This window comes from Microcystis protocystis FBCC-A270 (assembly GCF_050500235.1).
GTDB lineage: Bacteria > Cyanobacteriota > Cyanobacteriia > Cyanobacteriales > Microcystaceae > Microcystis > Microcystis ichthyoblabe_A.
Genome location: NZ_CP191407.1, coordinates 3,555,213 through 3,569,136, shown reverse-complemented (window position 1 = coordinate 3,569,136; position 13,924 = coordinate 3,555,213). Strand labels below are relative to the sequence as shown.

The 13,924-nt window shown below is 42.8% G+C and carries 10 protein-coding genes and 1 pseudogene; 2 read left to right on the top strand and 9 right to left on the bottom strand.

Features of this window, described 5'->3' with window-relative positions:
- Positions 1 to 42: 42 nt before the first annotated feature.
- A complete protein-coding gene (locus ACQY1X_RS17345) occupies positions 43 to 2,829 on the bottom strand; it encodes a cation-translocating P-type ATPase (protein WP_430014942.1) in 2,787 nt (928 codons plus the stop codon).
- Between the two features lie 266 nt (positions 2,830 to 3,095).
- On the opposite strand from ACQY1X_RS17345, the gene ACQY1X_RS17340 reads away from it, so the two are divergent.
- Positions 3,096 to 3,953 carry an IS5-like element ISMae4 family transposase gene (locus ACQY1X_RS17340; protein ID WP_002732125.1) on the top strand — a complete coding sequence of 286 codons (858 nt, stop codon included), beginning with the start codon at positions 3,096 to 3,098 and terminating at the stop codon, positions 3,951 to 3,953.
- A gap of 355 nt (positions 3,954 to 4,308) precedes the next feature.
- On the opposite strand, the gene ACQY1X_RS17335 is transcribed toward ACQY1X_RS17340, so the two are convergent.
- From ACQY1X_RS17335 to ACQY1X_RS17300, 8 genes and pseudogenes are all read right to left on the bottom strand, one after another.
- Positions 4,309 to 5,415, bottom strand: coding sequence for a hybrid sensor histidine kinase/response regulator (locus tag ACQY1X_RS17335; protein WP_430014941.1), 1,107 nt, complete (start codon positions 5,413 to 5,415; stop codon positions 4,309 to 4,311).
- Between the two features lie 104 nt (positions 5,416 to 5,519).
- Positions 5,520 to 5,957 (bottom strand): pentapeptide repeat-containing protein, encoded by a 438-nt coding sequence (locus tag ACQY1X_RS17330; RefSeq protein ID WP_430014940.1) that lies wholly within the window; start codon positions 5,955 to 5,957, stop codon positions 5,520 to 5,522.
- A gap of 114 nt (positions 5,958 to 6,071) precedes the next feature.
- On the bottom strand, positions 6,072 to 7,544 hold the full coding sequence (locus ACQY1X_RS17325; protein ID WP_430014939.1) for a BCD family MFS transporter: 1,473 nt from the start codon (positions 7,542 to 7,544) through the stop codon (positions 6,072 to 6,074).
- 72 nt (positions 7,545 to 7,616) lie between these two features.
- On the bottom strand, positions 7,617 to 8,444 hold the full coding sequence (locus ACQY1X_RS17320; RefSeq protein WP_430013219.1) for an Rpn family recombination-promoting nuclease/putative transposase: 828 nt from the start codon (positions 8,442 to 8,444) through the stop codon (positions 7,617 to 7,619).
- A 61-nt stretch (positions 8,445 to 8,505) separates the two neighbouring features.
- Positions 8,506 to 8,694: pseudogene (locus ACQY1X_RS17315) on the bottom strand (MFS transporter); the annotation flags it as partial.
- Positions 8,695 to 8,766: 72 nt separating this feature from the next.
- Positions 8,767 to 9,606 (bottom strand): Rpn family recombination-promoting nuclease/putative transposase, encoded by an 840-nt coding sequence (locus tag ACQY1X_RS17310; protein ID WP_024970292.1) that lies wholly within the window; start codon positions 9,604 to 9,606, stop codon positions 8,767 to 8,769.
- Positions 9,607 to 9,838: 232 nt separating this feature from the next.
- Positions 9,839 to 11,089 carry an RNA polymerase sigma factor RpoD gene (gene rpoD, locus ACQY1X_RS17305; RefSeq protein WP_002755984.1) on the bottom strand — a complete coding sequence of 417 codons (1,251 nt, stop codon included), beginning with the start codon at positions 11,087 to 11,089 and terminating at the stop codon, positions 9,839 to 9,841.
- A gap of 657 nt (positions 11,090 to 11,746) precedes the next feature.
- The gene (locus ACQY1X_RS17300) at positions 11,747 to 13,348 is read right to left on the bottom strand and encodes a 2-isopropylmalate synthase (RefSeq protein ID WP_430014938.1); all 1,602 of its coding nucleotides are present in this window, start codon (positions 13,346 to 13,348) and stop codon (positions 11,747 to 11,749) included.
- A 175-nt stretch (positions 13,349 to 13,523) separates the two neighbouring features.
- On the opposite strand from ACQY1X_RS17300, the gene ACQY1X_RS17295 reads away from it, so the two are divergent.
- Positions 13,524 to 13,859 (top strand): hypothetical protein, encoded by a 336-nt coding sequence (locus ACQY1X_RS17295; RefSeq protein WP_430014937.1) that lies wholly within the window; start codon positions 13,524 to 13,526, stop codon positions 13,857 to 13,859.
- Positions 13,860 to 13,924: the final 65 nt, after the last annotated feature.

Below are 13,924 nucleotides of genomic sequence, written 5' to 3'. Positions count from 1 at the left end.
TTTCAATTCACTGTTTACTGAACACTGAAAAAAGCTCCCTGATTATCGCCGATGATACCAACGGGTAAATAATTTTTCTAACTCCACCCAAACGAATAATAAGGTACTAAACCCCAAACAGATTAATAATTCTTCTTTAGTTAAAAATTGAGTGCCGAAAAAATCCCGCAGGGCAGGAACATAGATTAACATCAGTTGAAAAATTGTCGTCAGGGTTACTGCTACCCAGAGATAGGGATTAGTCAAAGGATTCATTTCTATGGTAAGATGATCGCTCGATCGCACAGAAATGGCATGACCCATCTGAGCTAAACAGAGAGTAGTAAAAACCATAGTTTTCCATGAACCGGTATTACCAAAAAGCGGATCCAAGCGCACAGCGATTAACATTTGAGTGATATTAATAATCGAAAAAATAATCCCAATTCTCACAATATAACTGCCCAAACCGCGAGCAAAAATACTTTCTTGGGGACTAAAAGGAGGGCGACGCATAATATTAGGAGAAGCGGGTTCCACTGCCAAAGCTAACGCGGGTAAACCATCAGTAACTAAATTCATCCAGAGAATTTGTAGGGGAGTGAGAGGAGTAGCTAAACCCAAAAGAGGCGAAGCGGCGATAGTAATCACTTCCCCGATATTACTGCCGAGAATATATTTAATAAAACTGCGAATATTGTTATAAACCACTCGCCCTTCTTCCGTGGCAGCGACGATGGTGGCAAAATTATCATCGAGGAGAATCATATCACTAGCCTCTTTGGTGACATCGGTGCCGGAGATTCCCATGGCAATGCCGATATCTGCTTGTTTCAGGGCCGGAGCATCATTCACCCCATCTCCGGTCATAGCAACAAATTTACCCTTTTTTTGCAAGGCGCGGACAATAGTTAATTTATGTTCGGGGGAGACACGGGCATAGATGTTAGTTTTGTCAATGAGGTTTTCTAGCTGAATTGGTGATAATTTATCTAATTCTCGCCCTGAGATCACTAAAGCTCCCGCTTGGGCAATACCAAGACTTTTAGCCACCGCTAGAGCGGTTAATTGATGATCACCGGTGATCATAATCGGACGGATTCCCGCTTCTCGACACCTAGCCACGGCGATTTGTACTTCCGGTCGCGCTGCGTCGATCATACCGACCATTCCTAACCAAATTAGGGCATCTTCGCTGATTTCAGTTGATTCTGGCGGATAAATCAGGTTTTTGTAGGCTAATCCTAAGACTCGCAAACCCCTGTTAGCCATAGCATTGTTAGCGACTAAGACTTGTTCTTTTTCCCTATCCCCAAAAGGAAGACTTTCTAATCCCGATTGATAGGAGAGACATTGTTCAAGAATTAATTCCGGGGAACCTTTGGTAAATAGTACGGGATTGACTCCTTGACAAATGACCGACATTCGCTTTCTTTGAGAAGAAAAGGGGATTTCAGCGATTCTAGGGAACTCTTGCTTGGTTAGGGATAAATTTAAGCCCGCTTTCGCCCCTAAAACTAATAAGGCTCCTTCTGTGGGGTCGCCTAAAATGCTATCCTGACCGTTATCGAGGTTTAAACTGGCATCGTTGCAGAGGACACTGGCAATTAAGAGATGATGTAATTCTAGATCGGTTTTGGGATCGATCGCCCGTTGATCGGAGTCTAAAAATTGTCCTTTTGGACTATATCCATCCCCAGTAACTGAAAAACTGCGATTAACCGTCTCTATCTCGCGTACAATCATTTTATTTTCCGTTAGCGTCCCAGTTTTGTCGGAACAGATCACATTAACGGAACCAAGGGTTTCTACTGCCGGCAGTTTACGAATCAAGGCCTGACGTTTGACCATGCGTTGGGTACCTAGGGCGAGAGTTAGGGTGATAACTGCGGGTAATCCTTCGGGAACGACGGCTACTGCCATACTAAGGGAAACTTCGACTAATTCCTCTAGGGCCGACCAACCGGCATTGATCAGGCCGATGGTAATAGTCAGGGCCACTAGAATGAGAGAACCAGCAACAAGGACATTGCCCAAGTGAGTCATTCTTTTTTGGAGAGGAGTGGGTTCATTGCCGACTGTTGCTAACATTTGAGCGATTTTGCCTAATTCCGTGGTCATCCCCGTATTGGTAACGATGACCTTAGCCCGGCCTTGCAGTACCTCTGTTCCAGTAAAGACAAAATTTAAGCGATCGCCAAGGGGAGTATCCCTGTCTAAGGGGTCAATGGAGGCGGATTTATTAACACTATTTGCCTCTCCTGTCAAGGCCGATTCGCGAATTTGCAGGTTAAAAGCTTCGATAATTTGGCCGTCGGCGCTGATTTGGGTTCCCGCTTCAATCAGCATGATGTCCCCGGGGACGAGATTAACCGCATCTATTTCTCTGCGTTGACCCTCGCGGATAACATTAACTTGGGGAGAGGAGAGTTTTTTTAAAGCGGCCAGAGCTTTTTCGGCACGACTTTCTTGCAGATAGCCGAGGATACCATTGAGGATGACAATTGTTAAAATAGCGATCGTATCTTTGAAGGGAACACCAATTTTAGCCAGATGACCGCGCTGCAATGCCAGTAAATCTAGTCCCCCGGAAATTATGGCCACGGCAATTAAGAGGAGGAGCATAATATTGGTAAACTGATCTAGGAGAATTTGCCAATTACTGCGCCCTGGACGTTCTTTTAGTTCATTTTTGCCATAATATTTAATTCTTTGGGCGATTTGCTCCCTATTGAGGCCATTAACAGCCGAACTACCGAGGATAGATAGGGTGGTTTCCACCGGATAGGTATGCCAAGGTTGTTGCAAGTTAAGTCTAGAATGGGCAGAATAGTCGGCATTAGCGGCCATGGCAAGTGAAGATAGTTGATCTAAATAGATCTTAGCCGTTTCTTTCCCTGGTAACAGGAAAAAACAAATGTTTAAACTGGCTCTTCCTGCTCATAGACAGTCTTAACGGGTAATGTAGATAAGTAGCTGGTTATAATTAAATTAGACCTCTTGCATAATTTTTTTATGGTATAATATAAGGTTTTGCTTTTTTCTCAATTCTTAGATTGAAGTGGAAAAAAGAATAAAATGTGATCTTAGGTCAGGAAATCATCTATAATTTTGCTATGTTTATTAGCAAAATTATGGATTATCAAAACTTATCAGATGAACAATTCAAACGCCGTTTCGGTGTGTACAAACAAACATATAGAAAGATGGTAGAATCAGTAAAAAGTGTTGAAGCCGACTCTAATTCACCATCTAAAAGGGGACCGAAACCTAAACTATCTATAGAAGAACAAGTTTTAGTAACGTTAGAATATTGGCGAGAATATAGAACATATTTTCACATTGGTACAAGCTGGGAACTATCAGAATCAACTATATGTCGGATTGTAAATAAGACGGAAAAAATGCTTTTACAATCGGGAAACTTCCGTTTAAAAGGAAAAAAAGCTTTACTCAATCAAGCAGAGATACCGGTCATAACGGTAATGGATGTAACGGAAACTCCCATTGAACGCCCCCAAAAGAAACAGAAAGATTTTTTTTCGGGTAAAAGAGGTTATCATACTTTAAAATCCCAATTAGTAGCTGATCAAAATACAGAGGAAATTATCTGTGTCTTCTGTGGGAAAGGTAGAGGTCATGATTTTAGTTTATTTAAAAAAAGTCGAGTTCGTTTTCATCCTTTAACTACCAGCATAGAAGACAGTGGTTATCAGGGAATAGCTGCATACCATAGTAATAGTTATACACCGAAAAAGAAATCGAAAAATAGAAAATTAACAGAGTTAGAAAAAGAGTATAACAAGGCTTTAGCCAAAGAAAGGATTATCATTGAACATATAAATAGGAAACTCAAAATCTTTAAAATCTTATCCTGTAAATATCGGAATCGTCGTCGAAGATATAGTTTAAGAGTTAACTTGTTGGCGGCTATTTATAACTGTGAGTTAGGGATAGGTATAGCAGCTTCTTAAAAGTTGCCTAAAGATTAATCAAGTCAAGGAGAATTTATTCTCAATTTTTATAATTGAGATAGTTTGTGCCGCTTAAATAAAGAGGTTTTGATAACCAAATTAAAGCAGCTCTAAAGAGTTTTGAGTTAAAAGTTAAACTTCAAGTTTTCATTCAGGACGAATGTACTGATTAACTAATTTTTTGGGGAAAATTAGTTAACCCATCATTATAACATATAATTAATTTGCAAGAGTTCTATTGAAGATAGATCCCCCCTGCCCCCCTTGATAAGGGGGGTGCCGATAGGCGGGGGGATCCCCCCTTGATAAGGAGGGTGTCTGAAAGTTTTTAACATCTACCTACTTAGTCAACAGCTTAGTAGGGCAAAGTAAACCAAAATTGTGAACCTTTTTCGTCATTATTCATAATGCCAATTTCACCCCCGTGAGCATGGATAATTTGACGACATAGATATAAACCTAGTCCTAAACTAATCTGATTATTATTATTGCCTCGTTGATAGCGATCAAATAATTGTTTTCTCTGGGTTTCGCTAATTCCCACCCCATTATCGGCAATGCTACACCAGAGATAATTACCCTCTAGTCTAGCGGATAAAGTGATAATTATCCCCTGGGGATTGTGTTTAAGGGCATTGGCTAATAAATTCTCAAAAACTCGCCAGAGATGGTGAGCGTCGGCATTAACTAAGGGTAAATCGGGGGAAAAGTTATTAATTAAAGTTGCTTGATTTTCCTTTAATCTTAACTCCCATTCCTGACCGATCTGTTGACCGATTTCGTAGAGAGATAAAGGCTTTAGTGCTAGGGAAACTCCCCAAAGATCATTTTGTCGGGTTTCGACAAGAGAATCAATTAAAGTTAATTGTCGATCGCAACTGTTGGCCATCTGTTGTAAAATCTTCCGGGATACTTCTTTAGTTTCTCCCTGAGAATTTTTAATTAAATTATTTAAGATCATTGACATCCCGATCACGGGATTGCGGAGATCGTGAGAGACAGCATGAAGATAAATTTCTAAAGTTTCCTCAGTTTTTTGACGTTCTTTAATTTCGTTTTGGAGTTGTTTTTTTTGACGAGAAATAGTTAATTGATTTTCAATGCGGGCCATGACTTCTTCCCCTTGAAAAGGTTTAGAAATATAATCAACACCTCCCACTTGAAAAGCTTTGACTTTATCTAAGACATCATCAAGAGCGCTGATAAAAATCACGGGAATTTCTCTGGTTTTTTCATCAGCTTTTAACTGTTCACAAACTTGATAACCATTGAGATCGGGCATATTAATATCGAGGAGGATCAGATCGGGAATTAGCGATCGCACTGTATTCAGGGCCATCTGTCCATTAATCGCTTTGCGTACCTGATATCCCTTCTCGGTGAGCATAATCGACAATAGCCGCACATTATTGGGCAAATCATCGACAATTAAGACACTAGAGCGCGGTGTGGGTTGAGTCATGCCGGTTATTTTATAACTCAAACTATTTAGTAAAAGTGTATAAAAAAACAGACGCAACACCTGCATCTGTTACAAAATTAACTATATTTTGAGGACAAGAACATCTAAGGATTTTCACCACCCACAGCGATGCCAGTACCATAAATCTGAGCATTTGTCAAGTTAATTCCCCCCATTGACGCACCCGTCACATCAGCATCATAGATCATGGCACTGGTGAAATTAACTCCATTGAGATTAGCTTGATTTAAACTGGCATTAGTCAGAAAAGCTGCGGTCAAATTTGCGCCTTCTAGGTTAGCATCGGTCAAATCTGCGCCTTCTAAGTTAGCTTCCTCGAGATTAGCTCCCTGTAAATTCGCTTTTCTCAAATCTGCACCGATTAGATGCGCCCCTCTTAAATCGGCACCCCGGAGATCACACCCCGGACATTCCCCCGTATTCAATAATTGTTGCACCTGTCGGGGATTTTCCGCACCGACGGGGTTAATCAGCAGTAAGGAAGCTAGGGAACCTAGGGCAATCATTAAAGTCCTTTTCATCGTTTTAGCCTCCTCTTTCGTTTTCTTCTCTACTTTTAGGATAGGAAAAAAGCTGCTAATCAACTTCCCCCGATCGGGCTAATTCTCCTGTTATCTCACTTTTGCTTGCTTTTGCTAGTCGATCTCTCCTTTTATGACCGTAGCGATCGCTGCTCGGGCATTTTCCTTAAATTCCTTGACATCGACGCGACTTAATAACCAAACTGCCAGGATCATTCCCAATGCTTGCACGAGGAAAACTAAGCTATAGGCTAAAACCGGACTAGAAAAGATAACTTTACCGATATTTAAAATCGTACCGCCTAAAACCGTGGCCAATCCCCTGGCGATCGCTTGGGATAATCCCCAAGCGCCGATAAAAGTTCCTGCGGTTTCGGCAGCGGTTAAATCTAACATTAAACTGGTAGCCCCAGCAGTAATCATTCCCGAAGCTAAACCGAAAAAGAGCAAGCTTGATTTTAATAAACTTTGGTCAGCAGAAAAGCCAGCAAAAATCAAGAGAATAAAACAAATTGTTGCAAAAATACAGCCATATTTAGTGGTTTTTTGTTTACCGACGCGGGGAATGAGCATAAATCCCGTGGCAGCAATACCAAAAAGGGTTCCGGTTCCCCAAAAAGCGTTTAATTGGGTGGTTTGGGCGATACACATCCCAAAAACCTCGCCCCCAAACGGTTCCATAATTGCATCCTGCATAAATAAACTCAAAGTCATCATCAGCAGAAAGGTGAAAAATAAACCGGTTTGCCGACTAGCGGTGAGAACCTGTAACGCATCCTTAAAGGTAATTTGATCCTCTCTTTGCACAAGAGTGGACCGACTACTAAAACGAGAATATTTTTTTTCTACGCCAAAAGTCGCTAAAATACAGAGACCGAAGACGATAGCGGGCATAATCGTGAACACGGGGTTAATTGTCGCCTGTAGTTGCGGAATATTGGCTATGGGGGCTGATTGAGTCGGATCATAGGTCAAAATATTTGTACCGCAGATATTGGGAGTATCCAGCAAACGAGAACTAACGATCGCCCCGACGACAATTCCCACCATCAGCATTGACCAAACTATAGCAACTAATTGCGATCGATTATCTTCATCGGACACATCCACCAAGAGGGCAGCAAAAGGGGTGGAACTGGCGCTTAAAGCTAGTCCGTAGAGGGCGAAAATTAAGGCTAAGAGGGCAATCCAGGCGTAGGAAATGGTATTCCATCCCGAAGTTTGAATACTAAGTCCCAATTGCCAGACTACCTGCAAAGCAATAAAAGCTAAAGCGGTAAAAACTGCCGCCCCAATCCAGACATAACCGCTGCGATGATGACCAAAAATAGTTTTACCGTCGGATCTTTGTCCAAACCAGATGCGTGCTGGACTAACAAACTGGTGCATAGCGATCGCAGCAGCGGCGAGAAAGGGTAAAACTTTTAACTCATCGATCATAATCCGATTGAGAACCCCCAAAGTCAGCAGGGACATAATACCTAGTCCCATCTGAAAGAGTCCTAAGCGAAACATGGTGAAAAGTCCCAGTTTTGGCAGGGGTTTTGGGGATGAGTGAGTAGAATGGAGAATATCGCTGGTAGCCATAGTTAAATCAATACGGGAAAAAAGCCAGTATTTAAAAATTTAACGCAGGACGAGCAGACATCTTCTGGGGATTTAAGTTTCTATCTCCGATAACCAAGCGGTCAGATCTGTCAAGCTGGTAAAATCGAGAAGCGCTTCTCCTAAAGTTTCTAATTGTTCTAGAGATAGTTCTTGGATTTGTTGGCCTAAAGTCGAGGATATTTCACCTAAACGACGGTTAAGTAGCCGTAGAATCAAAGAAACCGCTTCTTCTCGTCTGCCTTGTGCTTTTCCACTTTCCCGGATATCCTGATAAATAACTGATTCGCGCATAGTTTCTTCCCTTAATAAGCTTCCGATGATTTCCTTACTTAATACTAACCCCGCCAGAATTGCTGTAGCGGCGGCTAAATTGCTTTTTTCAGTTCTACCCTCGATATTATCAATTTTTGCGGCTACTTGTCGTAGAATTTCGGGACGATTAGGGGTTTTTCCTAGATTGGACAAGGGTAACAATCCTGATAATCCTAACATTTTCTCGGCTGGAATTTCCCAAAGACGAAGCACTTCGTATTCATGACGGGTATTGGGAAGGATAAAAGCGTTTTCCTGCACCAAAGGTGATGAGGTTTCTTTCAGGTAAATTACCACTTGTCGCATGGTTTTTTTGGGGAAGCGACGATAGACTCTAGTGCGATAATCTAACATCCGAAAGGACATTTTTGGGTCAGGATCGGTCTGGAATTCGAGATGAAGAATTATCTGATCTGATTCTAACAAAATCAGGGCATCAGCCCGAATCGGTTCTAGAGACAGTTCCGAGGGACTCAATTGGGTGAAAGAGATGGGTTCTCCTAATAACCATTGGGCGAAGTCACGACTATAATTTTCGGCGAGAAATTTACAGACATTATCATACATTTCTTGATTCTAATCAATGAGATATTTAAGTAGAGAGGCGCAATCATTTGTAGGATGGGTTAGCGGTAGCGTAACCCATCGGGGCTTTTAACTCATCGATCATAATCCGATTGAGAACCCCCAAAGTCAGCAGGGACATAATACCTAGTCCCATCTGAAAGAGTCCTAAGCGAAACATGGTGAAAAGTCCCAGTTTTGGCAGGGGTTTTGGGGATGAGTGAGTAGAATGGGGAATATCGCTGGTAGCCATAGTTAAATCAATACGGGAAAAAAGCCGGTATTTAAAAATTTAACGCAGGACGAGCAGACATCTTCTGGGGATTTAAGTTTCTATCTCCGATAACCAAGCGGTCAGATCTGTCAAGCTAGTAAAATCGAGCAGCGCTTCTCCTAAAGTTTCTAATTGTTCTAGAGATAGTTCTCGGATTTGTTGGCTTAAAGTCGAGGATATTTCACCTAAACGACGGTTAAGTAGCCGTAGAATCAAAGAAACCGCTTCTTCTCGTCTTCCTTCCTCTCTTCCTTGTGCTTTTCCACTTTCCCGGATATCCTGATAAATAACTGATTCGCGCATAATTTCTTCCCTTAATAAACTTCCGATGATTTCCTTACTTAATACTAACCCCGCCAGAATTGCTGTAGCGGCGGCTAAATTGCTTTTTTCAGTTCTACCCTCGATATTATCAATTTTTGCGGCTACTTGTCGTAGAATTTCGGGACGATTAGGGGTTTTTCCTAGATTGGCCAAGGGTAACAATCCTGATAATCCTAACATTTTCTCGGCTGGAATTTCCCAAAGACGAAGCACTTCGTATTCATGACGGGTATTGGGAAGGATAAAAGCGTTTTCCCGCACCAAAGGTGATGAGGTTTCTTTCAGGTAAATTACCACTTGTCGCATGGTTTTTTTGGGGAAGCGACGATAGACTCTAGTGCGATAATCTAACATCCGAAAGGACATTTTTGGGTCAGGATCGGTCTGGAATTCGAGATGAAGAATTATCTGATCTGATTCTAACAAAATCAGGGCATCAGCCCGAATCGGTTCTAGAGACAGTTCCGAGGGACTCAATTGGGTGAAAGAGATGGGTTCTCCTAATAACCATTGGGCGAAGTCACGACTATAATTTTCGGCGAGAAATTTACAGACATTATCATACATTTCTTGATTCTAATCAATGAGATATTTATAGTGTTTCTCATCAAGATAAAGTCTAACCTAATTTGGTATCGATGAGCAACTCCCCAAAAGGAAAACTTTGTACCTCATCATTAAGATAACTGCTATAATTATTGTTAATTCATATCATAATAAATTCGATCGAGGAAAGTGTAGATAACAATAAAACTGAGCCTCAATGAGACTCAGTTTCTAGTTTTTTAAGGACGGGAAATTAACGAATGTACTCTTTGAGGATACTATTACGGTTAGGGTGACGCAGTTTCCGCAGGGCCTTGGCTTCTATTTGACGAATGCGCTCGCGAGTGACGTTGAAAATCTGGCCGATTTCTTCGAGTGTTTTCATCCGGCCGTCATCTAAACCGTAGCGCAGCCGCAGCACATCGCGTTCGCGAGGACTAAGGGTATCGAGGACGTTTTCTAAATCCTCGCGTAATAAATTTTTAGAAACTTCATCTTCTGGGGTTTCCCCATCCGCTTCGATAAAGTCTCCTAAACGGGAATCTTCTTCTTTACCGATAGGAGTCTCTAGAGAAATCGGTAATTGGGCAGATTTGGCAATAAAACGCAGTTTTTCGATGGTCATCTCCATCTTGGTGGCGATTTCTTCCTCGGTGGGTTTGCGACGCATTTCCTGAGAAAGAATCTTGGTGGTTTTTTTGATCCGGGAGATGGTTTCGTAGAGGTGGACGGGAAGACGAATGGTGCGGGATTGATCGGCGATCGCACGGGTGATGGCTTGACGAATCCACCAAGTGGCATAGGTGGAGAATTTATAACCCTTTTCGTGGTCGAATTTTTCGGCGGCACGGATCAAACCGAGGGAACCTTCTTGAATTAAATCTTGGAAGGAAAGACCGCGATTCATGTATTTCTTGGCGATCGAAACCACTAAACGCAGGTTCGATTGTACCATTTTTTCCTTAGCGCGACGACCATGGTACAAACGACGCTTAAAGGCCGATAAGTATTCCTTTGATTTGGCCAGCCATTCTTCCAGCAGGGGAGCCGTTAGCTCCGTCTTACCTAAATAAGCCTTAATATCCGATAGTTTCGGCTCTTTTTCCGATTTTTCAACGATAATTTTTTCGATGCGCTCGAACAGGAAAACCTGTTTTCCCCATTCAGCATCGCTATAGAGGCAAAAATCTTCGCGAATGCGTTCTAATTTCAGGAGATCGGCGATTTTTCTCGCTAATTCGATCTCCTCCTCCGCTCTCAATAACCGAATCCTGCCGATCTCTTGCAGATAAATCCGAATCGAATCTTCTGTATAGGGTTTTTTTCTAGCGGCGTCGCGACGACGAGCGCTGGCAAGGCGGCGGGTTTTTTTGCCATCGTTGCTATCGCTGGTTTCTTCTAGCTCTAACTCGATATCCTCATCATCGAAGTCTTCGTCTAGGTCAATCAAATCTAAATCCAATGGCGGCTCGGTAAGGGTTAGTACATCGTGGGCCTGCATCATGCCGTTTTCCTCTTGCTCCTTCTGTGCAAAACTAGAAGATCGAATCTCAATCTAGGTGATACTGAACAAATTTGTGTCTCAAATCCGAGAGGGGCAAAGACTTTTCCGATTGTAGCTTTAATTACAACAAATGGGAGAAGATTTTTGCTTAAATTTCCTTGTGTCGATGCGATTTTAGCGACACGGAATGCTGTTTTAGCTCGGTCAACTCATAATCTGGCTCCTGCAAAAATTGGGTAAATGGCTGGAGGACTGGAATCCGATCGCCGGTTTGTCTGCGGTGTTGACCAGATAGCTAAGTATCAAAGGAATTATGGGATGGGTTAACTGTTCCCACTGGCAAGAGGAACATAATCCCTATTTGCCTTGGCTAATTCCTTTAGTCTTTAGCTATTGTATTTAATTTGATCGGATTCTTACGGACAAATTTCATCCCTCATTGCTTTTACGCGAATCCAATTTCAATACAAGTGTATTAAAATTGTTAGAGCGCAAGCTCATAATATTAACTTAGCAACATTTTAGAAATTTGCGAGACAAATTTAAGATTTTCTCCAATAGCACCGTGGGGTGTGGGGTGTGGGGAGTTTTCTCAGTGAACTGATAACTGATAACTGACTCCTAACCCCACCGACCAAATTGTTGAGCAAACCCTATCTAGACTTGTACCATTTCTGGGGTTTTTTCCTTCTGCTGCAGTGCGACGTGGAGACGGTTTAAGGCACTGACGTAGGCACGAGCGGAGGCAACAATAATATCGGTATCGGCTGCGCGAGCAGAATAGGTGCGTCCTTCGTAACGGAGACGGATAGTCACTTCTCCTAAAGCATCGATTCCCTCGGTAACTTCCCGCACCGAGAAAGAAATTAATTCGTTCGGAATCTGCACCACTCGATCGATCGCTTTGCAGAGAGCATCTACCGGTCCTGTACCAATGGCCGCATCGGATAACTCGCTACCGTCGGGAGTGCGAATCGTCACCGTGGCCGTGGGCCGGGCACTATTTCCACAGGACACTTGTACTAATTCGAGACGGAAGTGATCGGGAACCGTATCGATTTCATCGTTAACAATAGCTTCTAGATCGCGATCGGTGATTTCCTTTTTGCGATCGGCCATTTCTTTAAACTGGATAAAAGCGTTATTAAGTTCCGTTTCCGAAAGCTCAAAACCCAATTCCTGTAAACGAGAGCGAAAAGCGTTGCGGCCGGAGAGTTTACCGAGGACGATCTGATTATGGGTCAAACCGATCGATTCTGCATCCATAATCTCATAGGTGAGTTTATGTTTTAACACCCCGTCCTGATGGATTCCCGACTCGTGCGCGAAAGCGTTAGCACCGACGATCGCCTTATTCGGTTGCACGATCATGCCGGTAAGATTAGAAACTAGGCGAGAAGTGCGATAGATTTCCTTGGTGTTGATCTTGGTTAAAGGTTCCGTGGACTCTGGGGGACGACCGAGGAAAGGATTAAAATAGGAGCGCCGCACATGAAGAGCCATCACCAATTCTTCTAGGGAAGCATTACCGGCACGCTCACCGATACCGTTAATGGTACATTCCAACTGTCGAGCGCCATTTTTAACTGCTTCGAGGAAATTAGCCACCGCTAACCCTAAATCGTCGTGACCATGGACGGAGATAATTGCTTGGTCGATATTGGGGACATTTTCCTTAATTCCCCGGATTAAAGCCCCAAATTCGCTAGGGGTGGTATAACCGACGGTATCGGGAATATTAACGGTGGTGGCTCCTGCGGCGATCGCTCTTTCGAGGACTTGGTAGAGGAATTCCGGATCGCTGCGGCCGGCATCTTCGGGGGAAAATTCCACATCATTAAGAAAGGATTTGGCATAGGCCACCATTTCCGGCACAATCTCAAGAACTTCCTGACGAGTCTTCTTAAGTTTGTATTGGAGGTGTATATCAGATGTGGCTAGGAAAGTGTGAATTCTGGGCTTGGCGGCGGGTCTGAGCGCATCGGCTGCTGATTTGATATCTTTTTGAGTAGCCCGGGCTAATCCGCAAATAATCGGGCTATCAGCTTCGCCGCCGACGCTGCTGGCAATTTTCTGCACCGCATCAAAGTCCCCCGGACTAGCGTGGGGAAAACCTGCTTCAATGACATCAACTCCCAGTCGTGCCAGTGCGCGTGCTATGGTTAGCTTCTCATCCACATTTAAAGCGGCACCCGGGGACTGTTCCCCATCTCGAAGGGTGGTATCGAAGATAATCACACGGTCTGGACTGGTATTCATAGTTTTTTTGTACCGTTAACGAACTTGGGAGTTGTTCCTCTGATTATAGCAGCCGAGGCCGAGGGGGTTATAAGGAAAATTGCCCTGAGAATTTCTCGACCTGCTCGCGCTTTTCCCGCTTGCCCTTTTTTTGGCTACCATAGATGGTATAGATAAATTGGCGAGGGAGTTAAAAATGTTTGGCAAACCAGGGAAGGAACCGAACCCACCGGAGGTAAAAGACCTACAGGAGGTGATGTTTTCGATTAAGCAAAATCTTGAACCAGATCAGGATAAAACCGATATTAATCTTGTTGAGACTCCTACTCCAGAGGTGGTTACTGTAGTTGAAAATATTAGTAAAATTCTCTCTCCCTATTTTATCGTTTTAGTGGGTTTATTTCTCTATGATCGGAATAGTTTTATCGGTTTTTTATTAGTTTTCACGGGAGTTTTAGCTATTTTTAGAGTTTCTCTCAAGGATATTAATAAACTCATTGAAGAAGGGAAAAAGTTTTTCCAATCTAAATAGGTTTCTCGTATAGAGCAGTTATCTTAATGGTGAGATGGCCAGTCTATAATGTTAGGAAACGGCTA

Coding starts and splice junctions, on each gene's coding strand:
- ACQY1X_RS17345 (WP_430014942.1), bottom strand. CDS start 2,829: ATGGCCGCTAATGCCGACTATTCTGCCCATTCTAGACTTAACTTGCAA.
- ACQY1X_RS17340 (WP_002732125.1), top strand. CDS start 3,096: ATGTTTATTAGCAAAATTATGGATTATCAAAACTTATCAGATGAACAA.
- ACQY1X_RS17335 (WP_430014941.1), bottom strand. CDS start 5,415: ATGACTCAACCCACACCGCGCTCTAGTGTCTTAATTGTCGATGATTTG.
- ACQY1X_RS17330 (WP_430014940.1), bottom strand. CDS start 5,957: ATGAAAAGGACTTTAATGATTGCCCTAGGTTCCCTAGCTTCCTTACTG.
- ACQY1X_RS17325 (WP_430014939.1), bottom strand. CDS start 7,544: ATGGCTACCAGCGATATTCTCCATTCTACTCACTCATCCCCAAAACCC.
- ACQY1X_RS17320 (WP_430013219.1), bottom strand. CDS start 8,444: ATGTATGATAATGTCTGTAAATTTCTCGCCGAAAATTATAGTCGTGAC.
- ACQY1X_RS17310 (WP_024970292.1), bottom strand. CDS start 9,606: ATGTATGATAATGTCTGTAAATTTCTCGCCGAAAATTATAGTCGTGAC.
- rpoD (WP_002755984.1), bottom strand. CDS start 11,089: ATGATGCAGGCCCACGATGTACTAACCCTTACCGAGCCGCCATTGGAT.
- ACQY1X_RS17300 (WP_430014938.1), bottom strand. CDS start 13,348: ATGAATACCAGTCCAGACCGTGTGATTATCTTCGATACCACCCTTCGA.
- ACQY1X_RS17295 (WP_430014937.1), top strand. CDS start 13,524: ATGTTTGGCAAACCAGGGAAGGAACCGAACCCACCGGAGGTAAAAGAC.